This is a genomic window from Brevibacillus parabrevis, assembly GCF_022701015.1.
GTDB classification, from domain to species: domain Bacteria; phylum Bacillota; class Bacilli; order Brevibacillales; family Brevibacillaceae; genus Brevibacillus; species Brevibacillus parabrevis.
Map to the genome: position 1 here is coordinate 259,819 of NZ_CP064090.1, position 25,004 is coordinate 284,822.

The window sequence follows — 25,004 nt, forward strand, 5'->3', positions numbered from 1 at the left end:
GAACATCTGAACCCTATCCATTTTTTCATGCTGATGTTCCCTGAAAATCATCATTTTAAAATTTACAAAAAATTCTAAAAATTAATGCAAATGTTTTTTAGAACATGCTACAGTCAATACGCAACCAAATCCACGAAGAAAGGAAGTACCATCCATGAAATGCAAAGTCGAAACTATTCCCCCCTATCGCATTGCGTATATGCGGCGAGTCGGTCCATACGGTCCTGCCAATGTGGAAGTAATGGAGGAGCTAAAAAAATGGGCGAAGGAGAAACAGCTTCTGGAATCGGCTATCCTGTTTGCCATTCCACAAGATAACCCACAGACAACCGCTCCTGAAAGCTGCCGATTTGATGCTTGCATTGTGCTCTCCGCAAATTATCAGTTGGACGATGCCGATTCCATTTGCGAAGGCGAGCTTGCGGGCGGGGATTACCTCGTTTTCGAAGTCAAGCATACAGCAGAGGACATCCAGCGGGCGTATGCTGAAATTTTTCCTGCTCTCCACAGCAAAGGCTATACGCTGGACAGCAAGCCCATTTTGGAAAAATATACGGGCGATATCACGACCAATCCTTATTGCGAAATATGTGTGCCAGTAACAACGTTATAGATTAGTCTTATGGCATGGCAATACTTGCAGCGATAGCGTTGACGGCGCGACACGACATGGCGCGGCGTGACGACCGTCCGGCAGAAAGTTCATCTCTGGCTTTTGTTCGCTTGACGCAAAAACTACAATGGGGATGAGAAACGTTTTGGGAAATGGGGTCTATGCATGAACAAATCAGACCGCCTGCTGGCCATTGTGCTGGAGCTTCAGCGCAAGCGCACCTTGCGCGCGGAAGATTTGGCCGCGACATTCGAGACGAGCGTGCGGACCATCTACCGGGATATGCAGGCGTTGAGCGAAGCAGGGGTCCCTGTCGTCGGCTCGCCCGGGCAAGGCTACTCGCTGATGGAAGGCTTTTTTCTGCCGCCCGTTCGCTTTACGGTGGAGGAAGCCGTCGCGCTGCTGATCGGCGCAGACCTGGTCGAGCAGGCGTTTGGCAAAAATTACGGCCACAGCGCCCGCGGTGTCCAACGTAAAGTTGAAGCGCTTCTGTCGCAGGAATTTATCCGGGAAGTAGAGGGGATTCGCTCGACCTTTCGCCTGCTCGATATTGGAGAAGCCAACCAGCGTGAGCGGGAAAAGCAATATGCCGAGCTGCTCCACGAAGCCATCCTGCATCGCCGCAAAGTCCGCTTCCGCTATCGCAAAACGATCCCCGAGACAGACGGCAACCGCGAGAGCGTGCGCGATGCGGCTCCCTACGGGCTTGTGCTGGCGCGGGGCGTGTGGACTTTGCTCGCCTTTTGCGATTTGCGCCAGGACATCCGCAGGTTCCGCCTGTCCCGCATGAGCGGGCTGACCATGCTCGAAGACAGCTTTGACCTCCCGGAGCATTTTTCCTTTGACGATTACAAACCTCCCGACAACCGCACACTCGAAGTCCGCCTGCTCGTCCAGCCAGCGATAGCCGATCAGGTGCTGGAAGCAAAGTCCTTTTATATAGAAGAGATGGCCGATCATCCGGACGGAGTGCTGGTCACGCTGCGCGTCCGGCAACTGGAGGAAATCTCGGACTGGGTTCTGGGACTGGGGACAAATGCGCTCGTCCTCGAACCGCCATCCCTCCGCGAAAAAATTCGCGAGGAAGCGGAAAAATTGCTAAAACGCTACTGACATACAGTTGTCAGTAGCGTTTTTGTATGCTTGTGACAAAGAATGAAAGAGGAGCTGACCACAAGATGAATCCAACCGAAATCATGCACAGCATGCAACAAGTAACCGATCTGTACATCCAGGAACTCGAAGCATTTGACATGGACCGTCTGCTGCAAAAGCCAAGCGAAGAGGAATGGTCCATCGGCCAGATGTACCAGCATCTGATCCAATCGGCCCTCTATATGCAACTCGCCAACATCGAAGCGTGTAGAAAAGGCGCTCCCGAAGTCATCCAGCCGGACGCCCAAATGTCTGAGGACGGGCAAGCGATCTTTGCCCATGGCTCCTTACCGCCTATCCGCATCCACGTTCCTGCTTCGCCCCAATATACACCCAAGCAACCAGAGAACAAAGAGCAGCTGCACGACGGCTTGCGCACTGTCCTGCGCCTGATGCAAGAATTGGAGCCGACCTTGCAGGATATTCCGACACACCACAAAGTCGCACACCCTCGCTTCGGACCTTTGAATGCACAGGAGTGGTTTGCGCTTGTAGAGATGCACTATCGCCACCATCTGCACCAATTGAACAGGCTAAAAGGCTAACTTTTTTCTCCGAACAGACCAGCGAGCTTTTGGTAGGTCGGCGGAAACTCTGCCTGATAGCGCAGGAAGGACGGGATCGGGTAGCGTATCCCGCCTTTTTGCGTGGCTGCCAGCCCTTCCACCAGCTCGGCTGCATCGCGGAAATGAAAGCTGAACGCCATCTCGTGGTCCTGCGTCTGGGCAAACAGCCGATCTCCGTAACAGGGGACGATCACTTGCGGTTGTCCGGTCTGGATCGGCTTGATCGCAATATCGGCGCAGTCCGCCCGGCTGGAAAAAGTGGACGGAATCGAGCCGCCGCGCTTGTAGAGCATTCCCGCCACCAGCCGCATCACCTGTGCCGCGTTTCCGTAAATGACAACCACGTCCGGCTCGACCTGCGCCCGCTCCAGTGGGTATGACACGTAGTAGCCGCTTTCCTCCGCCGAAAATTTCGGGACATCCGCCTCGCTTTTCGCTCCCGTTTCCAGCGAGTCTGTGTACATCCCGCAAGCGAGATGGCCCTCGGTGTAAAACGCAGGTTGTTCCTCGTAGCCGAACGCCACCTGCGCGATCGGACAGGACAGATCTGCGCCGTTCATGGCAATGCTCCAGCCATAACGTCGCGAAAAGCCGACCGCCTGGCAAATCGTGATCGGGTACCCCAAGTCTTGCTGCGGTCGCTTTGCCTTTGTCGGCAATGCCGCTTCCTCGCGAATGATCGAAATGCCCACAGGGAACGTTTCCGTCCGCACATACGTTTGAATGGCCTCATTCAACTCCAGGGCAGTAATGGTACTCGTGCTCATAGCGCTTCTCCTCCTCGATTCAACAAAATTGCTCTCGCTCACCAAAACACCCGTACACTGAATTTTTCGTCTTTTCAACCCTCATGTCCTGTCTGTCCGCCCTATTTCTTTGCAAACTTACAACATCGTAAGGTAGTGGAAAGGAAAATCGATATCTCCTGGCCCCGTTTCCTGTTAGGATAAGAAAAGATTACGCAACAGGCACGGAGGCTTGACCCATGAAAAAACTGGCAACCTTTTTACTCGCGACGACCATCCTGGCGTTGTTTATCATAGGCTGTTCCAAGCCCAATACACCTGAACAGGTGCAGGGGCTGGGAAAAGAAGAAGCGGCGCAAATCGCTGCGGGCGCTGTTCGTCAATATTATCATCTGACGGTAGATACCGCCGATCGGGAAATTACACTTGAAGACCCTGCCAAACTGATCGATGCCGCCACTGGCGAACCTATCTACAAAGGAGTGCCCGTTCACGCCCTGCTTCGCGGCGAGCCGAAAAGCGGAGATATATCCGGCTACCACGCGATCATCGAGCCAAAGACAAAGCAGCTTCTCTCGCTCTCGATTGACGTGATCGGCAAGGACGGCGAGAAAGCGACGAAAACGATCGCTGAAGCCGATCTGGAAAAAGCCGCAGCCGACTTCGTGCGCTCGCAAAACTTGCTGGCCACGGCTGACTTTCAGCTCGTTCGGACTTCCGAGGCCACAGACAACGATCTCAAGCGCTACTTTTACTATTCAGACGGCCACAACGCAATCGCCATCGGGGTCGATACTGCCTTGAAGCAGGTCGTCACCTTCACCTATGACTGATGTGGTCGACCGACCGCCTGCATGCAGCGAAACAGCGTGCCCCGGGAGCAACGCACGGCGCGATTGATCCGGGAGAAGCGCCTCAGACAGCTTTTTCGTTCAAAAAAGTCCCGTTGCCAGACACATGAACTGTTGCCCAAAAAATAGACAGGATTTGAAATAAGCCTGTGGAAAATGTCAGCAGCTATGAGATGACTCTTGAATTTATCAGGGGGCATCTTTTTTAATGTCCACTGGTAACATGGTCAAGACCCGGGACTGACCCCCGTTTGTAGGACAGGGATCAAAACACCTTAACTAATTAGGCAGCCAGTTGCTGATATTAAATCGGTGACTGGTTGTTTAGTTTCGTTTACTGCTACGTTTCAACTCATGCGCAATAACTGAGCAGTCGGGCACCGTTCCAGCGTGGACGCGCGCTTGTGCACCATAACCGGCATCGCACTTCCAGATCTGTCGCTAGCTTATCCCAGTCGATCGCGTTGGTAACCCTTAGTGACACTTCGCTTGAGATAAAATAAAAAAAGGTAATTATATGCATAAATTTGTATTTATTGTAAAATATAGGGAGTTTGAAATAAAAGGAGTGATCTATCCGATGAATGTACGAAGTGTAGCCAAAAGAGCCGCGTTGGCTGTCCCGGCGATGTTGTCATTTACAATTGGAATGAGCCTAGCCCATGCAAACGTGTGGGAGGGGCGCTGGAAAAACCCTGATAGTATACCATACGTGAACAACGTATCTGGTAATAGCGTTTTGAAAAGTTTTGTCAACGATGCAGCATTGGACAACTGGAATAATAATCAGACTACCTTGACGTTTGAGAAATCTAGGAGCACTACTGGACGTCATATTGAGGTGGAAAATGTAAATTTTAGCTCTGTTACATGGACCGCGATTGCTAACGGAGCTGATGGCAATTGGGACTCCAAAGGTTACTACAAAGGCATCGAAATTCAAATAAACGAAGCCAAGATTGAAGATTATAGTGATTTTCAACTGCTTGGTGTTATCGCACACGAGTTTGGACACGCTGTTGGACTAAAGCACCAGTCGGGGTCAAAAAAATATTTAATGTATCCATATGACGATAGAGACACAAACATCATATCAAGTAAAGAAAAGAAAATATTAGAAATCCATTATACTGATTGAGAGGAGCAGGATTGACATGACGAACACAATAAAAGTAGTTTTACTTACTTCTGTAGTGCTATCCGGGGTATTAGGGTACACTCTTTCGACGCCTAAAGAAAGCAATGTCGTCTCAGTACATGCGAGTTGGGGGAAAGAGCAACCATCCGTGAAATCATTATTAGACGAATCGGACTTGGTTGTGGTAGGAACATTGAAAGAAGAGATTAAATCGTACCAACCATTTGACGGCTATGAACATACATTTACCGACGGTACTATTGAGTTGCAGCGCGTGTTGAAGGGCCCTCCTCTTGAAGAAGTAGTTTTGTCGCAATACGGCGGAGTCCGAATGGATGGCAAAGTAGAGGTATTTGATGACCTGCCATTGCTAGAGAATTCAAAGACGTATCTCTTGTTTTTAAGCAAAATCAACGATAACACGGAACGCAATGGGAAATATCAGGTTACTGGAGGTCCGCAGGGATTATATGAGTTAGCCAGAAGTGACAGCAAACTGATGAAAACTCCTGACGCTGAATTAAGCGACTTCTCCATTTTCTCGTTTGTGGATGGGGAAATCAATCAAAAAGTCATCGACATGGGATTAGACACGATTGCTGATTTAGCCAAGGAACCTAAATAGAAATATTCACCAGGAAAAGTGTGGATGATATCATAAAATCACCCGCACTCTACTCATTTACAGGTAAGGAGGGCTCAGAATGAGAAGAGTTCCGCTCACAGTCAAGTTGATCCTTTCCGCTTTACTGCTTTCATCATGTGCTCACAACTCCCCATCAACAGATACACAAAAAACAACAAATGAAATCGCAAGCTGGCCGTACCCTTATGTGAAAGTCGATAACCATTTTTATGTAATTGAAAACGATGAAAACAAAGTCGAACTTGTAGAGAAAGAAAACATCGGAGAACAAATTGGAACTGTAGAAGAGAAATACGATTTTGAAGGGGACGAACAAACATCGCAAGCAACTATTGTATCTAATTACCTAGAGAAAGGAACCAAGCTATTTGCGATCAAGGACGTTGATCCGAGTATTCATATTGCATTTGAAAAAAGCGAGGATGTATACGTCAAAGCTACAGAGGAAAATGCAATTCCAAAAAAGGCAACTGATAACACGAACTAAAGACTATTGGGATACACGCCGGTATTGGGACCTTTTGCAAAATAAAATGGGACTTCGTGACGAATCCCATTTTATTTAGTTCGTGGGCGTAGGCGAGGGACTGTAATTTATTTTGTGTAAATGGGTTTTGAACAGGTGGATGTTCCGTCCTCGGCTTTACATGGAGGGGCGGGCATGATAGACTCCCTGCTCCTTTCTCAAATTAAAGATGACTAAAATACAAAAACCCGTTAGACGGTAACCTTTTCCAAAGTGTCCATCTGACGGGTAACAGTTCAACATTGTCGCAAGCAACGGGACTTTCCACTAGCTTCCACTGTATTTTTCCTCGATTTCCTCTTTCATTTCCTGATAAGTCTTGTTGGTAAGGTTCACCAAATAATCGGTAAGCTCTTCTTTCGCCTGCGAGGCTAACGCTTCCCTGTCCTGTCTCTGCTTCGTAAAATACGCTTTGGCCTGGCTGCCGATCTTGCCGCTTGCCGCCAAATACTCGATCGCGCTTCCGATGTTCAAGCTCTCCCGCCAGCTTTTCTCGTACCAGTCCCGGTTGTAGGCGTCGATCCACTTGCGGCGGTCGATCAGCACCTCGCCTACTTCCGTCAGGGCGTCCCGCTTCCACTGCTCCCACTTTTGAGCGATTTCTTTTGCCCGCTCCAGCTCTCTTTTGAATTGCTCGCGGTTCGTCACGTTGGCATACAAGCCTTCCGATGCCTGGGCAATCGCCTTCAATTGCTTCTGCCCTTCGGCGTTCACGTCAAAGCCGATCACGTTTACGAGCGGCATGATTTGCGACTGGGACAGCTCTTTGGCTACAGCCACCGGATCGCCGCCGCAAGTCTCGATGCCGTCGCTGACGAGGTAGATGACGTTCGTGTTTTTATCCGCCGAAAACGCGGCCAAATCTTGCTGGGCAAGCTTGAGAGAATGGGCGATCGACGTCCAGCCAGTCGGCTCAAACAGTGCAAGCGCCTGGTCCAGCCGCTTCGGCTCGTACGATTGCAGCGGATAGACAAGATCGCTGCTGGAGCAGGAGAGCTGTTTGTCTCCATCGGCATTGCTCCCTTTATGTCCATAGACGCGCAGCGAAATGTTTGCTTCCTCCGGGAGTGATTCGGCAAATTCCTTGATCGCTTCCTTGGCCAGTTGCATCTTGGTTTTGTCTCCCATTTTCCCGGCCATGCTGCCGCTCGCGTCCAAAATGATTTCGACATTAAAATTTTCCCGAAACTGAAACCGCGCATCCTCGATGCCGGGATCTCCAAACGAAGCCATTTTCCAGCGATCCACAACCATCTGCGGACTGAGGTAGTCTTCGGAGAACAAAGCGAGCAGCTGATTCCAGTACAGTTGCAAATACGCTTCGTTCATCCCATCCACCACAGTAGGCATTTTGTCGAGAATGGCAGCAATAGCCGGCCGATGCGGATGCTGGGCGAGGTAAAAATGCGTGCCCGCCAACTGTCCGGGCTGCTCCGCAATCAACTCCTGCGTATTTTGCGGCCATTTCACCTCGCCCACTCGCGGCCCTGCTCCAGATGCGCCAAGGGTGCAGCCGCACAGCAGCAGTGCCGTCATCAAGCTGTTCACCAGGCCGAGCATTCGCCTGTACTTACTGTGCATTCGGTCATAGCCTCCTTGTCGTGTGTATGTTCTGCATCATCGGATATGACGAGATGAACCGTGCTTTCCTTTACAGCGTGATAGAACTGAGAAAAAAACCTCCTGCCGCATGGAGAAAGCCAATCTGTCTGCTCGATCCCGTCTGGTACACTTCCTCCTCGTGCTTCGGGTCAGGCATGAAGGAAAAGTCAAACGTAGTGGAGCGGAAGCGGACAGAAGTCTGTACCTGGATGCGCTCATCCGCGGTGACGACAATTTGCGAACCGGGCACTGTGGCGTGATTGGCGTCGAGTATCGTGACGACGACATCCCGCAGCTTCGGGGCTGCTTCTGCAAGACCCGCCTGCACATACAGCAGCAGCTCCACGTTTGCTGGCAGCCAGCTTCCCAGCACCTGGTCAATCGCTTCGTACCGCACCTCGCTCCTGGCCCAATCCGGATGGCTCGCGCGGATAGCGGCTTCCGCCTGATCCACGAACGGCTTGATGTATGTCTCGTCCTTCAGGCGCATGGGAGATCGATCGTAGCGAACGAGTGCCTTTTCCATCTCGTCGTAGATCGGCTTGACCGCCGCCAGCGCCGCTTGCTGCGCACTGTCTGACGCTTGCTCCTTGACGACGAAGACTGTCGAGAGGTTAAACAGCGCCATGAACAAGATGAGCATGATGAGCATAAAGATCGTAAGCGTAAAGATTGTGACATTGCCTCGTTCATTCCGCAAACACGCCAGCCAGTCTCTCATCTAGTGAACCACCCTGCTCGTGATCTCGCGCTGGAACGAAATCCTTTTGTCCGCCTCATCCATGTTCTGTGTCAAAATATCCGGCAAAAAGGCGATTTCCAGGTTCGCGCCGACCATGACTTTGAAGTACCCGTCACTTGTCGTCTCGATGTACGACTCTCCCCTGTCGAAGCCGATGCCGCCACCCGCTCCGGCTAACACTTTTTCAGCGGCGTTCAGTGCACTGGCCTCGCTCCCGGTGATGGCGAATACTTTTGCCGCCTCATTGGCAGCCGATTGCGCGGCGATCACCCCGTACACGCCGATCAAAAACTGCCAGCAAACGAGCATGATGAGAAAAAGCAGCGGCAAAATCCCGAGAAACTCAATCGTGACCGAGCCTTTTTCCCCGGACAGCAGACGCGACAGCTTTCCTGCGTTCCTCGCGTTCGCGCGGCCCTGTCTTGCGCCCGGCATCACCCACTGCCTGGGCGTACGGTTAAACAGACGCATGTTTCTTCCGGAGAAAAGCCAGATGATTTTTTTTCATAAACGGCAACCCGATCGCCAAAATGACCAGCTGGATCGGAAAGTCTCCCCGGTAAATGGCGCCGATGATCGCCGCAGGCACAATCAGGGCGTAAAAATAAAGCAGCATGAACTTCCAGAAACGCTGCCAGTTTTTCTCCTGCTTGGACATGTCGTTTCCCCCTCCATGATTATTCGCTTGGCGTCGTCTCTACCGCTTCACTTCTTTGCGGCGTGCGTACTCCATGCCAGACTGTTCGATATAGGGCAGCGCAAACCAGACAAGCAGCAGCGGATACGGAATCGTCTCCCCCACTACCATGAGCAGGCAGCAGAGCGGCAGGAGCACGCCGTACAAAACAATCGCGATCCCGTTCCAAAACCGCTGCCTTTTCGCTTCTTTTGTCGTCAAGCCGTGTCCCTCCTCCCGGTATCCACGCTCTCCGCAGTCGCTGGCTCACTCATCCATCTGTGCGTATACATCGTCAGCATCACCGCCATCAGCGGAAAGAAAATGACATTCAGCAAAATCTGCGTAAAGAAAACCGCGCCAAAGCTGGTCGTAATGTAAGTGACGGTAAACAGCCCGATCACACTGATGCCCCACTCGATGGCGCTAATCAGCAAAATCACGCCGAGAATAGAGAAAAAATGCTTTTTCCCCAGCGCAAACGCCTTTTTCCAGCTCTGCTGCACCGGCTGCTTTTTCATGACCGTCAAATAAGGAGTCAAGTAAAACAGCACGAGGATGACAATCCCCGGCACAAAAAACAGCATCATGCCAAAAGACACGGCCAGGACGTAGACGATCCCGAAGACAAACACGGCAAAGCCTTGATCCAAAAACGTGCGCAATGCCTGGCGAATCGGCCGTTCCTCTCCCGCAAGCTCGCTTTGCACATACTGGGCAAACGGAAGCTGCACGACTGTCAAAAACACGAGCAGCAAAAACAGGTTGAAAAAGGCGGAAACCACCTGCCCGCCCGTCAAGGCAGCGATAAAGTGGATATAGTTGACGGTAAAATTGTGAATGAGCAAAAAAGGCAGAACGACGACCGCTGACAAGAGCAGCATGGACTCGATGTTGCGTGTATAAAACAGGAAGCTTTCTTTGATCGGATGCTTCACTCTGACTCATTCCCATCTAACGTTTTGGCGGCCAGTCACGACCAGTATCAGACGCTAGGCGAACCGTTTGAACAGCTTGCGTCCCCATTTCGCCAGCTTGCTGCCTACCCACAGAACGCCGCCGACTGAGACAAGCACGACAGCGGCCGTCTGCCCTCCGGGAATCATGGCGGCGATGACCCCGGCATCCATGAGCGTGCTGCCGAAGCTGCCTGTTCCGTCGATCGCATAGTCGATGCGCTCAGACTGGCTGTTGCCTGAATCAAAGGCATCCTGAAAGTTCGTGAAGGTATCGATGCTGTCAAACACCAGACTGATTCCTGCTGTCGCGACGTTCAAGCCTTTGACCAGTCCTGTCACTTGCAGGCCGCTTGCCGTGTCTTTGATGAACTTGAAATTCATCCAGGCGGAAGCAGCGTCGAAGCCGTCGACAGGCAAGCCGCTCACCCAGTCGAAGGAAGTGTCTTTCAGATGAATGTCGATCGCCTTGACGCCCAGCTCGACCAAAAACAGGCTGCGCATGCTGGCAAAGGTAGCCGGGTCTACATTCCCTTCCGCCATGTCGGCCACCATGCTGAGACTGCCGCCGAACGCACTGTTGATCGACCAGTTTACATAGTCGTAGGCTTTGGAATCGCCCTTGCCGGAAAGGCTGCCCGGTGTGACGCTCCCTGGCTGGGTACTGCCTGGGGTCAGGCTACCGGGACGGGTATCCCCCGGATTGACGTTCCCCGGTTGGGTATCGCCGGGACTGACGCTTCCTGGCTGGATCACGCCTGGGGTCACATTGCCAGGACGGGTGTTTCCTACATCCAGACTCCCCGGCTGTATCTCACCGGGCGAAATCTCTCCTGTTTCCCATTGAAAACTACCAGGCTGTATGTCATTTGGCGAAATATTTCCCGGCCTGATCTCTCCCGGCTGGACTGCGCCTGGACGCACATCGCCAGGCGCCACAGACTCTGCATGCACAAAAGCTGCAAAGGGGAAAAGATTGATCACCAGTATGAACAGGGCAACGATGGCAGCCCAATTCGTCCGTCTTGCTAGACGCTTCACAGCATTCACCCCGATTTCCTTAATCCCTGGCAAACCACTGATTGGCGGCGCTAGTTTCCGCCTGCATTGATGCCGTACTGCTCAGAAATGGCTTCAATGGTTTCCTTGTATGATTTTTTGGCCAGAGAATCGAGCATGTCTTCCAGTTCGTCCGCCCGTTTATCCACGTTTCGCTTATGTTCATCCTGCAATCGGGCCAACCCTTCGGCGAGCTGCTGCGGGAACCGTTTATCCCGTTTGATCTGCCGAATCATCCAGTCGACGTTTCGCTTCTCATCGTCGGCCAAAAACTTCCACTCCAGCTTGTAGTGCGTATTGTTTACGAGCAGATTGACTTTTCGGGAGTACGCTTCACTGGATTCCTTGCGCCTCCATTTGTACCACTCGTCCGCAATTTCTTTTGCTTTGGAAAATTCGTCCTGCAACCCTTTTTTGTCGCGGATCGATACATAGCGGCCGCGCGCTGCTTCTGCGACTGCCTTTAGCTGCTTTTGTCCCTCTCCGTCCACGTCAAAGCCGATGACATTCAAGACAGGCGTGATGTTAGAATCCGCCAACTGCTTCGCTGCTGCCACCGGATCTCCGCCGCATGTCTCGATTCCGTCGCTGACGAGAAAAATCAGGTTGGTATTCTTGTCCCCGGCAAGCTGACTCAAATCTTTCTCTGCCTCCTGCAAGGAATGAGCGATCGGAGTCCAGCCCGTCGGTTGGAATTGATTCAAGCTTGCGGCGAGCTTTCCGGCGTCGTATTTTTGCAACTGGTACACCAGCTCGCTGCTGCTGCAAGAAAGCGCCTTGTCGGAGTCTTTGCCGCTCCCTTCGTTCCCGTACACGCGGAGGGCCACATTCGCCTCTTTGGGCAACGTCTCGGCAAACGCTTTGATCGCTTCCTTGGCCGCGTCCATTTTGGTTTTGCCGTCCATCCGGCCTGCCATGCTGCCGCTCGCGTCGAGAATGATTTCGACGTTGTACTGCTCCTTGAACTGAAAGCGGGGATCGTCGATTTCAGGACTTCCGAACGAAGCCATTTTGATATCTTCGATCAGCCGTTCCGGATCGGGGTAGTCTTCGGCGAATAGCCCGAGCAGCGCCATATAGTACATGCCGACAACCTCCTGATCGGGGTTTTCGATGGCGGGCAGCTCCTGCAAAAACGTCTGCAGCTCTTGTTCATGCTCGGAATAGTTGCTTCCCGCATAGCGCCCGATAGGAAAACTGGCAATCTCGGCGGCCGTCTCCGGAATTTTTGTGGCTCCCTCAGGAAGCAATGCTTTCAGGGAAGCGATTTGCTCCTCCTTCGACGACTTCTGCTCCTGATTGACTGGCTGTTCCACCTGCTCGTTGGACACCGCTTCCGGTGGCGTTGTCGGTTCCTGCGTGCTCGACGGTTCGTCGCTGGAGCAAGCATGCAAGATGACCATCAGCCCGAGGGCTGCAATCAGTACCTTGATAGCTTTCATCTGTATGTACCTCCGTCATTTCAGAGCTGCTTGTTGTTCCCAGGCAAAAAACAGGGAAAGTTAGTGGTGAAAATCAGCTTCCACCACTAACCGTAGGCACCGGAATTGACGCTTGGCATTAGTCACCTGTAATCTTGTCGCCAATGTGCTCAATGACATCGGACAGCGTGCCGGAAACGGCGTTGCCCACGTTTTCATCTTTGCTGAAAAAGGTCGCTACAGCGCCAAGCACCGCCAGGACGACTGCAGCCAGTGCGATCCATTCAATCGATTGCGCTCCCTTTTCGTTGCGCAGGGAAAAGCTTGCTTTTACAAACAGTTTTTGCATCAATGTTGTCACCATCGTTTTTTCCTCCAAACGGGAATGTATTTAATAGGTAAAAAATGACTCCCGGACGCCTCTGCCTGCATCACCTCCCTTACAGGCATCCGATCCAGCATTTATTGGAAAATGCCCGTAAACGTCTTGGCATTTTCCAAAATGTTCAGTACCATCAGGCCGCCGATCATCAGCATGGCGGTCGGGGCGACGACGAGCGTGGTAATCAGCGTGACCTTCGGCGAGGCCTTCGCCGCTTTTTCCTTGACCAGCTCTTTGCGCATTCGCCGCATGTTATCCGCCTGCACCTTGAACGTCACCGAGATCGGCACACCCAGGCGCATTCCTTGGATCAATGCCTTGATCAACAGTTGAAATTCCGGGTTGTCGTTGCGCCGCAGCAGTTGCTCGTACGCTTTTTCCCGCGGCACGCCAAGGTCGATCTCCTGGTTGAAGCGCGAGAACTCTTCCTGAATCGGCCCGCTGAAAAAGCGGATGACTTCGCGCAGGGCGTGATCGAGACTGACTCCGGCCTGCAACGTCACGCTGACCGTATCGAGAAATTCGGGCAGATCGTAGCGGATTTGCTGCTGGCGCTCGCTCGCCTTTTTCTTCAACCAGAGGATCGGCAAAAAATAGCCAGCCAGCGGCCACAGGATCAGCCCGAACTGGGCGAACGGAAAGCCGAGGACGAACAACAACGCCCCGATGATGATGCCGAGCAGGGCGAGCACGATTTTGACGCCTTGAAAGCGGGCTACAGTCAAATCGAGCGGGCGGCCCGCCTTGAGCAGCCAGTCCTCCACCTCGTGCGACTCGCTGAAAAAGTTGAAGCGCTGCCCGAGGACCGCATAGTCATCCCCGTAGCGCAACAGCCGCTTGACCAGTCGTTCCGAGGCCGTTTCCGGCTTGCGCACATCGTACGTCCGCTGCCCCGTCACCTCGTACATATGCTCGATCAGCGTGCGCTTTTGCACAGAAAACAAATACCATTCCTTTAAAAATATGGAAAAGAACAATAAAAACAGAAACAGACAGGTGATGATTAGTGCATCCATCGTTTCACACCTTTATGTTGGTCACTTTTTTCACCAGGATGTAGGACAGCAACGTTCCGATCAGGAACAGCCCGAGCAGCACCAGCCCCATCGGCGTAAACAGCGGATCGATAAAGCCTTTGTTAATCATGTTCATCATCAGCACCAGGGCGACGGGCATGATCGGCACGAGATACGAGACGTAGCGCTGCTCGGCGGTCATCGTCTTGATTTCTTGCGAGACGAGGCGGCGCTCCTCCATCGTCTCGGCCATCTCCTGCAGCACTTCGCTCAGGTTGCCCCCTGCCCTGCGCTGGATGAGCAAGGTCGCCGCGAAAATGCGGAAATCGCGCGTCGGAATCCGCTTTTCCATCTCCATCAGCGCCCGGTCAAAACTGACGCCAAGCGCCAGCTCCCGCGACATCCGCTTGAACTCTTCTCCCGCCGGAGCGTTCAGTTCTTTTGCCACAATCGCGATCCCCTGGGTCAGCGTCAGCCCTGCGCGCAACGAGTTGGCAAGCAGGCGGCACACCTCCGAGAGCTGATCGTTCAATCTCTCCAAATATTTGTGGCGCCGGGCAAAAAAGACGGCTTTCTGGATGACATACATCGCGCCTCCGCCTGCCATGAAGTTGTAGGGAGCCGGAATCGCCACTACGCTGTGCAGGAAAAACCCAAGCCCCATCGTCCCGACGAACATGCCCGCGAAAAATTCGGAAGGGGTCAGCGGAATGTTGGCTTTTTTCAGCTTTTTGCCGATCTCCTGGGCGTACGGCTTCTGGTCGAAGCGGTCGCCCCAGACGACGATGAAGCTTTTGCGCTGTGTCTTTACCTCGTACCAGTCTTCCGCTTTCTTTTTCCACTCGTTTTTCTTCGTGCGGTATCCAAGATATTCGTACATGCCCCAAATTCCGAACAGGACCGCCAGGCTAAACAGAATAGCTAGGCTCACGTCTGCCCCCTCCTTTCGCCGTAAACATCGACTCGTCCAGCTCAATCCCGAATACTTTGAACCGCTCCAGGCTGCGCGGGATGATTCCGGTCGGGGTAAAATATCCGAGCACTTCGCCTTTGCTGCCGATTCCAGTCCGGTGAAAGCGGAAAATTTCCTGCACCTCTACCCGTTTGTCCTCCGACTTCGCCACCTCGGAGATCGAGACGATCTTGCGCGTCCCGTCCGACAGCCGCATGACCTGTACGATGATGTCGAGCGCACTGACGATGTACTCGCGGACGATGGCAGAGGGCAAATCCATTCCCGCCATGACGACCATCCCTTCCAGACGGTTGAAGGCGTCCAGTGGCGAGTTGGCGTGCACCGTGGTGAGTGAGCCTTCGTGACCTGTATTCATCGCTTGCAGCATGTCGAATGCCTCTGCGCCGCGCACTTCCCCGACGATGATCCTGTCGGGACGCATCCGCAGCGAGTTGCGCACAAGCTGGCGGATCGTAATTTCGCCTTTTCCCTCCATGTTCGGCGGGCGCGCCTCCAGTCCGACGCAGTTCGGATGGGTCAGCTTCAGCTCCGCCGAGTCCTCAATCGTAATGATCCGTTCATAGTGGGGGATCGCTCGCGCGGCCGCGTTGAGCAGCGTCGTTTTCCCGCTCCCGGTACCGCCGGAGATCAGCACGTTCATCTTCGCTTCCACGACTGCCTGGATGTAGCACGACATCGCTTCGTCAAACGAGCCGAATTGTTGCAAATCGTCCATCAAATACGGCTCTTTGCGGAATTTGCGGATCGACACCAGCGTTCCGTTCAAGCTGATCGGCGGGATGACCGCATTCACCCGGCTCCCGTCTTTCAGGCGGGCGTCGACCATCGGCGAGCTTTCATCAATCCGCCTGCCGAGCGGAGCCACGATCCGGTCGACGATGTGCCGCAAATGTTCCTCGTCGCGAAACTTCAAGTCGGTCAACTCCAGCCGCCCGCGTTTTTCGATGTAGACGAGGTTGTGTCCGTTGATCGAGATTTCCGTAATCTCCGGGTCCGCAAGCAGCGGCTCCAACGGCCCCAGCCCCACCGATTCGTTGATCAGGCGAGTCAGCAGCAATTCCTTTTCGCTGCGCGGGATCACGACTTTTTCTTCCGACATGTACTGCGACACGAGACGCTCAATCGCCACCCGCATTTCCTGCGAGCCGAGGCTGGTCAGCCGCTCCAGGTTGGTTTCCCGCAAAAGGCGTGTCTTGTAATGCTCTGCCAGCTCGTCAATGTACGGATTGAAGGCGGGAGCCGCAAGTGTCGCTGCCAGTGTCGTCCGTGACGACTCATCTTCTGCTGTCTTCTGCTCTTGCTTGCGCTTGAATAAAGCCATCTAGCTCCCCCCTCAAGACAGTTTGCTTTGGACCCATTTTCGGATGTCTTTTGCCGCAGGAGTCAGTTTTTTCTCATTCGCTTCTTTTTGCAACGGCCTTCCCTGATTGACAGCCGCCTGCACCCCCGCGTGATCCCGCCTGATTTCCGCGGTAATCGGGGCGTTGAACAGCCCTTTCAGGTCGGACACAGCCAGCTCGTTATCCCGGCCCACCTGGTTGACGACGACTTCCAGCCTGCCCTCGGTATCGATGCGCAGCCGTCTGAACAAGTCTTCGACGAGCCGATAAATTTGCACAGAAGGCGTATCCAGGTTCATCACGTAGTAAATCATGTCGGCTTCCGACAAAGCGGCATAGACCAGCTCGTTCATATGGCTCGGCAGGTCGATGATGACGAAATCATAGCTGCGGCGACTCGCCCGGATCAGGCGCGTGACAAACGCCTCGGACATGTTTTCCGCAATCTCGGCGTCACGCGGGCTGACCAGCACTTCCAGCTTGGAGTGAGCCTCGCGCTGCGCCACGTTGCGGATGTGAAATTCGTTCATCTCGTTCATGACCGGAATCAGGTCCCCAAGCGTGCGGTTGCTGTCAAACGACAGGAACGTCTCCACGCCCCCGTACTGCAAGTTGAGATCAATCAAAAGCACGCTGGCCGTCGATTCCAGCTTCAGCGACTGGGCAAAGCCTGTGGCAAGCTGTGTACAGCCGCTGCCTCCCTTGCCGCTGTAAAAGGAATACACCTTGCCCCGCCCGCGCACAAACGCTTTGCCGGAAGCATCCGCGCCTTTTTTGCGCTGCTGGATTTGGGACAGCTCGGATATTTTTTCGAGGCGATCGGTCAACAGGTTCAACTCGTCTGGCATGACGATGTACTCGACTGCTCCGGCGCGGACGACGTCCCGCAGCAGGGCAAAATCTTGCCTTTCCGTCAAAAAAATGACGATTCCCTCTGGCAGCTCGCTCTGTATGTATTGAACCAGCTCGACTCCGGCCCCCTCCTCGGGCTGGACGAGCAACACGACATCGGGTCCGATCCGGTCGATTTCTTTTTTCACTTCGCTGGAGGTCGTATAGCGTGTTTGCTCATACCCGGCCAAAAATTCCGTGAGCATTTCCTTGACCGAATCGTAATCTGCGACTACAAGAATTTTCACTTCTTTGCTCATGACTTACCCTCCGGTTTTGGGTGCTGGATTGGTTGGCGGCTGTACCGAAGTTGGCGGTTTGGCTGGCTGCTGCTGATTGGTCGGTGCTGGCTGAGTTTGCTCGGCTGGCTGAGCCGCTGGTGCCGTCACTGGCGGAGTCGCTGGTGTTGTGGCTGGCGGCGTTTGCGGCTTTGTTTCCGCAGGCTTTGGCTTTGGCGCCGTCTCCGTCTTGTTCGGCTCCGTGGTTGTAAACGGATCGGGAATCCCCAGCTCTCCTTTGCCGACATTGGCTTTCAAAATGCGCATCAGCTCGGCGTAGTGCTGCTGATGGATGAATTTGGGCACATCCTCAAACGGCAGCTCCAGCGCCACGCCCTTGAATTTGTTGTCCGACTTCGCCACCATGGCGACAGGAACGTCCTTCATAAACACTTCGGTTACAGGCTGACCCGCCTTCGTAGTCGAGATGATAATATCCACACGGTCCAGCGCCTCCAGCTCCTGGTCGAACATGATGTTTCCCGACGCGTACACGGTAATCAGCCGATTGTTTTGATCGCGGACCATATTCGCCGGCTTCAAAATATTTTTCGTAATGATGTCGCCTTTCGACAAAGGGACGACCGTTACCTGATTTTTCAGACTCATCTTGTCGACAACGTACGAACCATCCGCGTACTTTTTCGGAATTTGTCTTGTCGTCAATTGATCGGGTTGGATCAAGGCACGAGAGGGAATATCGACATTCGCCTCGTAAATCTCCACCATCTCCCCGAGCTGCGCGTTCATGTCCTTGATTTTCTTCAAAAACAGAAACCCGGCCAGAGCCGCAAGCAAAAAGGATAACGTCAGAAAAATAATTGCCCGTCGTTTCGATTCCAACATGAAAAGGTTCCCTCTCTTTTTCTGTAGCTAGAATAATGTCAAATCATGCTGTACAGCCCATTTTTCCATAATAAGTAAAAACACACACTGTTACTATCGGATTATTCCCCGAGGATCACCGCCTAGTAATAGATAACCATTACCAGCAACAGTCCGGTTCCCCCCGCGATGAATGGAGCCAGCGGGATTTCCCGATCCAAAGTCACCTTTCGCGACAGTCTTGAGGCAAGCCATACGGGAAGCATGATGACTCCGGCAAGCAGATAGGCAAGCACCATCGCGAACAATCCCGCCTGCCAGCCCAACGCTGCCCCAACCACGGCAAGCAGCTTGATGTCGCCACCTCCCAGTTGCCCATTGCTGATGACGGCCATCCCGAGCGACAGTCCGCCAAGCACGACGACCCCCAGGAGGTGCGCCAGCCAGTCTTCCGGCCGAAGAACCGCATGCGCGATGAGAAAATAGGCGATCCCAGGCAGCGTCAACCAATCGTAAATCAGTCGGTAGCGTAGGTCTGTATACACAGCCACTGCCATTACGAAAAGAATGGGAACGATGACATACAAGGTCGGCACGCGCCCTCCTCCCCCTTTCTCTTGGAGGAAAATTTCACCATCACCGACGGTCATTTAGGGAATATTGTTGCGCATTCGGGAAAATTTTTTGGGTTATTTTAGAAAAAAATTTTGCCATTTCCGCTCGAAACAGGTCCTTTTACCTTGATCCTGCTCCCTCGCTGCCCGGCGTATTTTGCCGAATCGCGCACGGACCAAAATACTTGTATGACAAAAAGAGTGGTTCAGCAGATCCGCTTCTGCCAAACCACTCTTGCCCTGCTTTTCCCTATGCGATTTGGGCACGCGAAAGGAAACCGTCATGCCGCGATGAAGCCCGGCCCGAAGGAAAACGCGCGTGTTCATCCAGTTGAATCAGCAGCCGATATGTACCGGAGTGATGCGTGGCTGAAATCTCACCATAAGCTTTACAATTCCTTTTCGGCTGATTAAAGCAACTTTTCAGAGGCTTGTGATGTCTACAATAGAGGGAGTTTTATGCATTCAAGACAACGTAAGGAAGGAGAAGTCGATGAAAGCAATCTTGGTCGATGACGAACAACTGCCTTTGCAACATCTACAGATCATGCTTGAGCAAAAAATAGGTGGCATACAGGTGATCGGGACGTTTACCAACCCGATCCAGGCGATTGAAATGACGCATAAGCTTCGCCCGGATGTCGTCTTTCTCGATATCAATATGCCGCAAATCAACGGTCTGGAAATCGGGGAGCAGCTCCAGAATGCCGATCCTTCCCCGGAAATCGTCTTTGTGACTGGCTACGACAAATATGCAGTAGACGCTTTCGAACTGTGCGCGCTGGACTACATCATGAAGCCTGTCCAACTGAAACGACTGGAGAAAACCGTCGAGCGTCTGCGGGAAAAAATCAACATCGCGCAAACAACCGAACAGCAAGCCACGCCGCTTGTCTCCATCCAATGCTTCAACCATCTCCAGTTCCACATGTCCGGCCAGGAGCCGCAGGAGATCAAATGGCGAACAAACAAAGTACGCGAACTGTTTGCCTACTTGTTTCATCACCGCAACAAAACGGTGGACAAAGATACGCTTTTGGAGCTTTTATGGCCCGATTACGATTTATCCAAAGGAATGCCTCAGCTCTACACAGCGATCTATTTGATCCGCCAAACGTTGAAGCGATCCGGCATCAAAACGGTTACGATCAACAAAGGCAACCTCGAAACGGGCTACAAGCTGACAGTGGAGTCCTCGTTGATTGACGTAGATGAATGGGAGAAGCGCCTGGCGCAGCTGGCTCCGCCTGCTCGCGACAACATCGCAGATTACGAGCAGACGCTTGCCATGTACAGCGGCGATTACTTTGGCGAGTACGACTATTTGTGGGCCGAGTACGAGCGGGAGCGTCTGCGCCGATTATGGCTCCAGCTCGCGAAAAAAATGAACCACTTCTATCAGGAAAAAGGCATGCTTGCTGAAGCGATTCAAGTAAACGAGCGCATTCAGCTTTTGCATCCTTTGGACGAGGACTGCTATTTCTCCCTGATGCAGCTCTACGACGCCATGAATGATCCCGCATCGGTCGAAGAGCAGTATGAATTGCTCGCTACGCGCTGGGAGCAAGAGCTTGATTCCGCTGTGAATGAGGATATTTCGAACTGGTTTCAAGCGTGGAAAGCAAAGCCGTATGCGTAAGGCCACGCACAAAGCGCTACTCGAAAGCCCTTCCCGGCCCATTTGTCAGGAAGGGCTTTGACATCTGCGAAAAAGACTGCATTCCACGCTCGTACTGTGAATTGTTTAAATTTTTAGTTTTTTCTCTGCATACAGCGTATTTGGAGATCAGCGTCCGCTGGTTGCTCAAATTTTGCAGCAAATATTGGATGTTAAAAGGAAGGAAATGATCGAACTTGACTTCCATAATCAGCATCGGCTGTGGAATGACGCTCACCATCGCGAGCTGGTCGTTGAACAGATCATCGAAATCAACAGTGGTCATCAGCTGCTTGTCGAAGGTCACTCGCACATTGCCTGTTTCCATCCCATACGCTTCCCGGATGTAGTCGGTAACAATCCTTGGGGCAAAAAGGGGATGCCGACTCTCCACATAAAAATCGCGGAGCAAGCTGCTCTCCGTCTCCTTGAGAAAATCGGTTTGTCCCGTCATGATGCTCGCATATTCGTCCCGCGCAATCGCAACCGCTTCCTTGCAAATGTACCCGCCAATCTTGCTCTTTCGCTCCATTTTGATTGCAGCGTCACTGTTGTTGTAGATGCGGATTCGATACTTTCTGCCGCTGGATGCGGCGTTCTTTTTATCTTCCAGAGCCATGTCCTGAATATCGTCAAAATACAGGCTGCGAATCTGATAGCCTGTTTCGTCAATCGAGTGCGGGTCTAGATACGCAATCAGCCGCAGCTTTGTTCTGATCGTCTCGTAGTCGCTCCAGTGAAGATAATACTTCAGCTCATGACGAAATACTTTGCTGCCCGCATGCCTTCCTGTCGCCCTGGTCCCTTTCATTTCAGCCCACCCTCTTTTCCAAATCAAAAACACCATGATTATTCGTCTCATCCAAACGAAAAATGGTGTCGTCAAGCTCGTCTTCATACATGAAATCTTTAGCCCAATGCATTGCGAACAGCCCATTCCACACGGTCAAGCTGAAGCGGCTTGGCGATAAAATCGCGCGCACCAGCCTGAATCGCCTTGATGACGGTATCGCGCCGCACGACAGCTGAGCATATAATGATCTTCGCATCTTTGTCCATATCCATGATTTTGTGAGAGGCGCGAATCCCATTCATACCGGGCATGGAAATGTCCATAAAGACAAGCTCTGGCCTGTACAGCCCGTATTTATGGACGGCATCTTCGCCTGAATCAGCCTCCACCGTCACTTCCAGCCCCAGGGACTCCAGTATGTTGCGAAGCATGGCTCTCGTAAAAGCGGTATCATCCACTATCTTGATGCTGCTCATTGACATGACTTCTCCAGTCTCGGCCTATGGTGCGCCTGTAGTATCAGCCATTCAAAAAAATAGGTTATTTCCCTCAAGCTAAATAGGGAAGCCCCTATTATTCAATATCTTCCATTCTACTCCTGCGATCTGAACAAAATCTGAACATGGAAAGAAGGACAAAACAATCTGTTTATGATGAAAAAATAGGGACAAGCCACTGTTTGGTAGCTTGTCCCTGTCTCCCTCAAATCTTTCACCTTCTCTTCATTCAATAAAATCTCTATATTTAATTTTCACTTCGTCTTCTAATGTTAATTCAGTTGATTTTTTTGCGAATTTATTTATTTCAGTTGAATTTTCATCCAAATTAAATTTCCCAAGATCATTATTTATTATACTATACTTTCCATATGCGTTTTTATTCAAAAACATGATATATTTTTCTCCCTTCTTCATTTCCCTATATCCATCAATAGTAACTTTCTTTGCTCCATCCATCTCTACAAGACCTACAGGCTCAATTACTGAGAAAGTATCAGAATTATCCAACTCAAAATCATTTGGTGACTTAATTATTTTTTCTACTTGTATCTCTGTATTAGTATAAAAATCCTCTAAGCTACCGTCAAAGTAGTAACTAGTTTGATGCTCACGTTCTGAAAAGTCAGCAATTGGAGTACCTATGAGAATTAGATCGGCTTTATCTAGCTCTTCAGCACTGTTATATGTAATGTAGTGTGCCTCCAATGAAATGGTTTCCACTGTTTCTTTTCCTTTTGAAAATGAACCAAAACCAGTAAGCACTATGATCACTAGGACAACTAACCACATAGTCTCTTTTGGGTATTTAATAAAATTTGCAATATCATTCCTAACACTCATCTTATTCATCTCCTTTTTATACACTTACAATTACTTTCCCCACTTGCTACGTAATTCGGACTTGTCATAGGAAGTTGGACCGATTTTTTGAATACCTTGATTCATTACAGAAGTTTCATTTCGAGTAGGATGAGCTAGCTTGAGACTATGTCCAATTTCGTGTGTTGTATTAGAGATTCTTTGTGCCTTAGTCATGCCTTCTGAGTCCATATTATTATGAAATATGTGAACCTTAGTATAGTTCCAATTTTTATCAAGGCTCGTCAGTCCTACAGCGCTATATGGATCCATTCTTCCTAACAGACCTTGAACATTACTATTTCCAACATAATATTTATCAGCATATCTGTGCTCTCCTTCAGTGAAACTAACTGCCGATGAAATGCCTTCCCAATTACTTATCGCACTATTATATACGTCCTCATAATCATAATTGTAATCATATACTGAAGAGTCGAACTCATAAATGGTCACGCCATCCCATGTTTTTCCTCCCTTCCAGTAATCAGCTAGCGCATTCTGGACCGGACTCACCAATAATACCAATGTTAGAAAGCCTAAACTTGCAAGATTTCTTTTCATTATCTAACACCTCTTTTTGATTTTTTAATCAACTTGAATTATAATACAGAAATAACAATAAATGTAATTATTTTAAAAAATTTTTCTGTTAACATATTTGATACATTTTCTTATTTTTCATGGTTAAAGACTGACTAAAAATCGGAGGTGTTTTAATGTTAAGAAAAAAACTTCTATTACTAATCGTCTTACTAATCCTTGCAGCTTGTGCTGAAAAAAAAGATAGCTTGCTCACCACGGAAGCCGTTACCCAAACCTTCGAAGCTGCGCACATGCCGCTGACCAAAACGGTAGATGGCGACTATTTTGTGTTGAATGGTGTGTCGCCGGACAAGTACACGCTGAATCGAAACTCTCTCTTTCTATACGTCTTTGCATCCGAAGAAGACGCCAAAAAAGGTCTGGAAGACTTTCATGAACAAATCCAAGCATTGAACCTTGTCATGCCGCAAATCTTTGAAGCCAAAAATGTGTTGCTGTTCTATTTGACCCCCGGGACACGGACTGACTCTTTTTCTGACAGAGATCCACAAATCTCGTCCATCGTCCACTCCCTTCTGTCCTCCATGCCTGACTAGGAAGAGTTTCTCGCTTCTTTCGCCCCCCTATCTTACGAAAAACTGACCCGATGCCGCCACCCGGCTGTTTGAACATGAGCCGGGAGCGGCACTTTTGTTGTGCAAATAGATTGACACTGATATTCATTATCAATAATGTGGAAATAGACGAGAGCCGGCAAACTACGATGGAAATGAGGCATGCAATGTGAAAATCGACGTTGATCAGTTAGCAAAGCATTTTGCGCACATTCCTTTTCAAGTGGAAGGAGTATATCGATATGCCAGAGATCCCGGTGTGCCTCACGCTGACTATACAGATTCTTATCCTGGATTCGTGTTTCCCCTTACAGGGAAGGTGCAATTCCAGTTTAATGGTACGCCTTATATTCTTTCGCCAGGAAAAGTGGTGCATGGCGGTGCAAAAATGAGTCTGGCGCAAAAAATGTTTGGCAAGACCAACTGGGAATATATTCTCGTCCAATATCGGATATGTGACGCAGAACTGGAAGCGTCCAGCTTTTCGCATCAGCATTTTGAATTAGCAACGGGACAATCCCCCCGTCTGATCGAATTAATCATGCGTCTTTGGCATGTGTACAATCAGCGTGGCGGCATTTCCATGTTTCAGACCGAGATGCTGTTTCGAGATGTACTGAATGAAGCGTTGCTATGTGTTGCGAATCGGCAAAACAGCTATGAACCACACGCATTATTCGAACGGGTAGCTCAATATATTCATGAACACTACTATCAAAGCCTTACGATAGCATCACTTGCAGAACAACATAACGTCAATCGCAATCGGCTTTCTTACGTATTCAGAAGATATGCAGGCATGGGACCGGCAGAATATTTATTGAAGTACCGCATCAACATGGCGCAAGAAATGCTAGTAACAAGTGAATTGCCCGTACAGCAAATTGCACAAACGGTTGGCATTGCCGATCCTTTTTATTTTAGTCGAGTGTTCAAAAAACAATTAGGCATTTCCCCCACTGAATATCGCGAGCAGTTCATCAATAATCCATGCTGATTTCAACAGGCATCCATTCT

The 25,004-nt window shown here is 51.0% G+C and carries 30 protein-coding genes; 10 read left to right on the forward strand and 20 right to left on the reverse strand.

The features are described from left to right. Positions 1-154: 154 nt before the first annotated feature. From IRJ17_RS01050 to IRJ17_RS01060, 3 genes are all read left to right on the forward strand, one after another. Positions 155-613: an AraC family transcriptional regulator gene (locus tag IRJ17_RS01050; protein WP_242772820.1), complete on the forward strand. Its 459-nt coding sequence runs from the start codon at positions 155-157 to the stop codon at positions 611-613. 165 nt (positions 614-778) lie between these two features. After that, a complete protein-coding gene (locus tag IRJ17_RS01055; protein WP_217022628.1) occupies positions 779-1,726 on the forward strand; it encodes a helix-turn-helix transcriptional regulator in 948 nt (315 codons plus the stop codon). 65 nt (positions 1,727-1,791) lie between these two features. Continuing rightward, positions 1,792-2,313, forward strand: coding sequence for a DinB family protein (locus IRJ17_RS01060; RefSeq protein ID WP_217022636.1), 522 nt, complete (start codon positions 1,792-1,794; stop codon positions 2,311-2,313). Here the strand turns inward: IRJ17_RS01060 and IRJ17_RS01065 are convergent. Beyond that, on the reverse strand, positions 2,310-3,101 hold the full coding sequence (locus tag IRJ17_RS01065; RefSeq protein WP_217365751.1) for a DUF169 domain-containing protein: 792 nt from the start codon (positions 3,099-3,101) through the stop codon (positions 2,310-2,312). The genes IRJ17_RS01060 and IRJ17_RS01065 overlap by 4 nt on opposite strands. A 218-nt stretch (positions 3,102-3,319) precedes the next feature. Here IRJ17_RS01065 and IRJ17_RS01070 point away from each other — a divergent pair, with 218 nt between their 5' ends. The 4 genes from IRJ17_RS01070 to IRJ17_RS01085 all read left to right on the forward strand — a co-directional run bounded on the left by IRJ17_RS01070 (position 3,320) and on the right by IRJ17_RS01085 (position 6,202). Then, positions 3,320-3,913, forward strand: a complete 594-nt coding sequence (locus tag IRJ17_RS01070; RefSeq protein ID WP_122965579.1) for a hypothetical protein — start codon at positions 3,320-3,322, stop codon at positions 3,911-3,913. Between the two features lie 535 nt (positions 3,914-4,448). Then, positions 4,449-5,069, forward strand: a complete 621-nt coding sequence (locus IRJ17_RS01075; protein ID WP_217365750.1) for a M57 family metalloprotease — start codon at positions 4,449-4,451, stop codon at positions 5,067-5,069. A gap of 16 nt (positions 5,070-5,085) precedes the next feature. Beyond that, positions 5,086-5,694, forward strand: a complete 609-nt coding sequence (locus IRJ17_RS01080) for a hypothetical protein (protein WP_173599447.1) — start codon at positions 5,086-5,088, stop codon at positions 5,692-5,694. A gap of 79 nt (positions 5,695-5,773) precedes the next feature. Further along, positions 5,774-6,202: a hypothetical protein gene (locus IRJ17_RS01085; RefSeq protein ID WP_173599446.1), complete on the forward strand. Its 429-nt coding sequence runs from the start codon at positions 5,774-5,776 to the stop codon at positions 6,200-6,202. A 306-nt stretch (positions 6,203-6,508) separates the two neighbouring features. Here IRJ17_RS01085 and IRJ17_RS01090 read toward each other — a convergent pair whose 3' ends face one another. The 15 genes from IRJ17_RS01090 to IRJ17_RS01160 all read right to left on the reverse strand — a co-directional run bounded on the left by IRJ17_RS01090 (position 6,509) and on the right by IRJ17_RS01160 (position 19,001). Then, entirely contained in the window at positions 6,509-7,822 is a 1,314-nt protein-coding gene (locus IRJ17_RS01090; protein ID WP_242772822.1) for a VWA domain-containing protein, read from the reverse strand. A 70-nt stretch (positions 7,823-7,892) separates the two neighbouring features. After that, a complete protein-coding gene (locus tag IRJ17_RS01095; RefSeq protein ID WP_122965581.1) occupies positions 7,893-8,564 on the reverse strand; it encodes a Tad domain-containing protein in 672 nt (223 codons plus the stop codon). Then, positions 8,565-9,056, reverse strand: a complete 492-nt coding sequence (locus IRJ17_RS01100; RefSeq protein ID WP_233454107.1) for a TadE/TadG family type IV pilus assembly protein — start codon at positions 9,054-9,056, stop codon at positions 8,565-8,567. Beyond that, a complete protein-coding gene (locus tag IRJ17_RS01105; protein ID WP_173599444.1) occupies positions 9,043-9,243 on the reverse strand; it encodes a hypothetical protein in 201 nt (66 codons plus the stop codon). Before IRJ17_RS01105 ends, IRJ17_RS01100 begins: the two co-directional genes overlap by 14 nt. Before the next feature lie 39 nt (positions 9,244-9,282). Then, the gene (locus IRJ17_RS01110; RefSeq protein ID WP_242772824.1) at positions 9,283-9,483 is read right to left on the reverse strand and encodes a hypothetical protein; all 201 of its coding nucleotides are present in this window, start codon (positions 9,481-9,483) and stop codon (positions 9,283-9,285) included. Further along, positions 9,480-10,199, reverse strand: coding sequence for a hypothetical protein (locus IRJ17_RS01115; RefSeq protein WP_122965584.1), 720 nt, complete (start codon positions 10,197-10,199; stop codon positions 9,480-9,482). Before IRJ17_RS01115 ends, IRJ17_RS01110 begins: the two co-directional genes overlap by 4 nt. A 54-nt stretch (positions 10,200-10,253) precedes the next feature. After that, on the reverse strand, positions 10,254-11,258 hold the full coding sequence (locus IRJ17_RS01120) for a hypothetical protein (protein ID WP_242772826.1): 1,005 nt from the start codon (positions 11,256-11,258) through the stop codon (positions 10,254-10,256). Between the two features lie 50 nt (positions 11,259-11,308). Beyond that, positions 11,309-12,718, reverse strand: coding sequence for a VWA domain-containing protein (locus IRJ17_RS01125; protein ID WP_122965586.1), 1,410 nt, complete (start codon positions 12,716-12,718; stop codon positions 11,309-11,311). Between the two features lie 118 nt (positions 12,719-12,836). Further along, the gene (locus IRJ17_RS01130) at positions 12,837-13,061 is read right to left on the reverse strand and encodes a hypothetical protein (protein WP_122965587.1); all 225 of its coding nucleotides are present in this window, start codon (positions 13,059-13,061) and stop codon (positions 12,837-12,839) included. A gap of 98 nt (positions 13,062-13,159) precedes the next feature. Further along, a complete protein-coding gene (locus IRJ17_RS01135) occupies positions 13,160-14,095 on the reverse strand; it encodes a type II secretion system F family protein (protein WP_122965588.1) in 936 nt (311 codons plus the stop codon). A gap of 4 nt (positions 14,096-14,099) precedes the next feature. Continuing rightward, positions 14,100-15,026, reverse strand: a complete 927-nt coding sequence (locus tag IRJ17_RS01140) for a type II secretion system F family protein (protein WP_173597823.1) — start codon at positions 15,024-15,026, stop codon at positions 14,100-14,102. Next, positions 15,004-16,392, reverse strand: a complete 1,389-nt coding sequence (locus tag IRJ17_RS01145) for a TadA family conjugal transfer-associated ATPase (RefSeq protein WP_122965590.1) — start codon at positions 16,390-16,392, stop codon at positions 15,004-15,006. Before IRJ17_RS01145 ends, IRJ17_RS01140 begins: the two co-directional genes overlap by 23 nt. A gap of 12 nt (positions 16,393-16,404) precedes the next feature. After that, the gene (locus IRJ17_RS01150) at positions 16,405-17,562 is read right to left on the reverse strand and encodes a CpaE/TadZ family protein (protein ID WP_173597822.1); all 1,158 of its coding nucleotides are present in this window, start codon (positions 17,560-17,562) and stop codon (positions 16,405-16,407) included. Positions 17,563-17,565: 3 nt separating this feature from the next. Then, on the reverse strand, positions 17,566-18,426 hold the full coding sequence (locus tag IRJ17_RS28090) for a CpaB family protein (RefSeq protein ID WP_278189478.1): 861 nt from the start codon (positions 18,424-18,426) through the stop codon (positions 17,566-17,568). Positions 18,427-18,548: 122 nt separating this feature from the next. Further along, on the reverse strand, positions 18,549-19,001 hold the full coding sequence (locus tag IRJ17_RS01160; protein ID WP_233454110.1) for a prepilin peptidase: 453 nt from the start codon (positions 18,999-19,001) through the stop codon (positions 18,549-18,551). A 511-nt stretch (positions 19,002-19,512) separates the two neighbouring features. On the opposite strand from IRJ17_RS01160, the gene IRJ17_RS01165 reads away from it, so the two are divergent. Further along, a complete protein-coding gene (locus IRJ17_RS01165) occupies positions 19,513-20,658 on the forward strand; it encodes a response regulator (protein WP_242772828.1) in 1,146 nt (381 codons plus the stop codon). Positions 20,659-20,674: 16 nt separating this feature from the next. Here the strand turns inward: IRJ17_RS01165 and IRJ17_RS01170 are convergent, their stop codons facing one another. The 4 genes from IRJ17_RS01170 to IRJ17_RS01185 form a co-directional block, all read right to left on the reverse strand. After that, positions 20,675-21,487: a polyphosphate polymerase domain-containing protein gene (locus IRJ17_RS01170; RefSeq protein ID WP_242772831.1), complete on the reverse strand. Its 813-nt coding sequence runs from the start codon at positions 21,485-21,487 to the stop codon at positions 20,675-20,677. Positions 21,488-21,585: 98 nt separating this feature from the next. Beyond that, positions 21,586-21,945 carry a response regulator gene (locus IRJ17_RS01175; protein ID WP_242772833.1) on the reverse strand — a complete coding sequence of 120 codons (360 nt, stop codon included), beginning with the start codon at positions 21,943-21,945 and terminating at the stop codon, positions 21,586-21,588. Positions 21,946-22,191: 246 nt separating this feature from the next. Next, the gene (locus tag IRJ17_RS01180) at positions 22,192-22,809 is read right to left on the reverse strand and encodes a hypothetical protein (protein WP_242772836.1); all 618 of its coding nucleotides are present in this window, start codon (positions 22,807-22,809) and stop codon (positions 22,192-22,194) included. A 30-nt stretch (positions 22,810-22,839) separates the two neighbouring features. Further along, a complete protein-coding gene (locus IRJ17_RS01185; RefSeq protein ID WP_242772839.1) occupies positions 22,840-23,391 on the reverse strand; it encodes a DUF688 domain-containing protein in 552 nt (183 codons plus the stop codon). 155 nt (positions 23,392-23,546) lie between these two features. Here IRJ17_RS01185 and IRJ17_RS01190 point away from each other — a divergent pair, with 155 nt between their 5' ends. Both IRJ17_RS01190 and IRJ17_RS01195 read left to right on the forward strand, forming a co-directional pair. Then, positions 23,547-23,969, forward strand: a complete 423-nt coding sequence (locus IRJ17_RS01190) for a hypothetical protein (protein ID WP_242772842.1) — start codon at positions 23,547-23,549, stop codon at positions 23,967-23,969. A gap of 187 nt (positions 23,970-24,156) precedes the next feature. Beyond that, positions 24,157-24,984, forward strand: coding sequence for a helix-turn-helix domain-containing protein (locus IRJ17_RS01195; RefSeq protein ID WP_173599440.1), 828 nt, complete (start codon positions 24,157-24,159; stop codon positions 24,982-24,984). The last annotated feature ends 20 nt before the right edge of the window (positions 24,985-25,004 follow it).

What these genes read in the sequence shown, in the direction of transcription:
- IRJ17_RS01075 (WP_217365750.1), top strand. Translation starts at nt 4,449, where the DNA reads ATGCATAAATTTGTATTTATTGTAAAATATAGGGAGTTTGAAATAAAA.
- IRJ17_RS01100 (WP_233454107.1), bottom strand. Translation starts at nt 9,056, where the DNA reads ATGCGTCTGTTTAACCGTACGCCCAGGCAGTGGGTGATGCCGGGCGCA.
- IRJ17_RS01125 (WP_122965586.1), bottom strand. Translation starts at nt 12,718, where the DNA reads ATGAAAGCTATCAAGGTACTGATTGCAGCCCTCGGGCTGATGGTCATC.
- IRJ17_RS01165 (WP_242772828.1), top strand. Translation starts at nt 19,513, where the DNA reads ATGAAAGCAATCTTGGTCGATGACGAACAACTGCCTTTGCAACATCTA.
- IRJ17_RS01185 (WP_242772839.1), bottom strand. Translation starts at nt 23,391, where the DNA reads ATGAAAAGAAATCTTGCAAGTTTAGGCTTTCTAACATTGGTATTATTG.
- IRJ17_RS01050 (WP_242772820.1), top strand. Translation starts at nt 155, where the DNA reads ATGAAATGCAAAGTCGAAACTATTCCCCCCTATCGCATTGCGTATATG.
- IRJ17_RS01170 (WP_242772831.1), bottom strand. Translation starts at nt 21,487, where the DNA reads ATGAAAGGGACCAGGGCGACAGGAAGGCATGCGGGCAGCAAAGTATTT.
- IRJ17_RS01145 (WP_122965590.1), bottom strand. Translation starts at nt 16,392, where the DNA reads ATGGCTTTATTCAAGCGCAAGCAAGAGCAGAAGACAGCAGAAGATGAG.
- IRJ17_RS01090 (WP_242772822.1), bottom strand. Translation starts at nt 7,822, where the DNA reads ATGCACAGTAAGTACAGGCGAATGCTCGGCCTGGTGAACAGCTTGATG.
- IRJ17_RS01105 (WP_173599444.1), bottom strand. Translation starts at nt 9,243, where the DNA reads ATGTCCAAGCAGGAGAAAAACTGGCAGCGTTTCTGGAAGTTCATGCTG.
- IRJ17_RS01150 (WP_173597822.1), bottom strand. Translation starts at nt 17,562, where the DNA reads ATGAGCAAAGAAGTGAAAATTCTTGTAGTCGCAGATTACGATTCGGTC.
- IRJ17_RS01055 (WP_217022628.1), top strand. Translation starts at nt 779, where the DNA reads ATGAACAAATCAGACCGCCTGCTGGCCATTGTGCTGGAGCTTCAGCGC.
- IRJ17_RS01135 (WP_122965588.1), bottom strand. Translation starts at nt 14,095, where the DNA reads ATGGATGCACTAATCATCACCTGTCTGTTTCTGTTTTTATTGTTCTTT.
- IRJ17_RS01175 (WP_242772833.1), bottom strand. Translation starts at nt 21,945, where the DNA reads ATGAGCAGCATCAAGATAGTGGATGATACCGCTTTTACGAGAGCCATG.
- IRJ17_RS01060 (WP_217022636.1), top strand. Translation starts at nt 1,792, where the DNA reads ATGAATCCAACCGAAATCATGCACAGCATGCAACAAGTAACCGATCTG.
- IRJ17_RS28090 (WP_278189478.1), bottom strand. Translation starts at nt 18,426, where the DNA reads ATGTTGGAATCGAAACGACGGGCAATTATTTTTCTGACGTTATCCTTT.
- IRJ17_RS01180 (WP_242772836.1), bottom strand. Translation starts at nt 22,809, where the DNA reads ATGAGTGTTAGGAATGATATTGCAAATTTTATTAAATACCCAAAAGAG.
- IRJ17_RS01065 (WP_217365751.1), bottom strand. Translation starts at nt 3,101, where the DNA reads ATGAGCACGAGTACCATTACTGCCCTGGAGTTGAATGAGGCCATTCAA.
- IRJ17_RS01095 (WP_122965581.1), bottom strand. Translation starts at nt 8,564, where the DNA reads ATGAGAGACTGGCTGGCGTGTTTGCGGAATGAACGAGGCAATGTCACA.
- IRJ17_RS01190 (WP_242772842.1), top strand. Translation starts at nt 23,547, where the DNA reads ATGTTAAGAAAAAAACTTCTATTACTAATCGTCTTACTAATCCTTGCA.
- IRJ17_RS01080 (WP_173599447.1), top strand. Translation starts at nt 5,086, where the DNA reads ATGACGAACACAATAAAAGTAGTTTTACTTACTTCTGTAGTGCTATCC.
- IRJ17_RS01085 (WP_173599446.1), top strand. Translation starts at nt 5,774, where the DNA reads ATGAGAAGAGTTCCGCTCACAGTCAAGTTGATCCTTTCCGCTTTACTG.
- IRJ17_RS01130 (WP_122965587.1), bottom strand. Translation starts at nt 13,061, where the DNA reads ATGGTGACAACATTGATGCAAAAACTGTTTGTAAAAGCAAGCTTTTCC.
- IRJ17_RS01070 (WP_122965579.1), top strand. Translation starts at nt 3,320, where the DNA reads ATGAAAAAACTGGCAACCTTTTTACTCGCGACGACCATCCTGGCGTTG.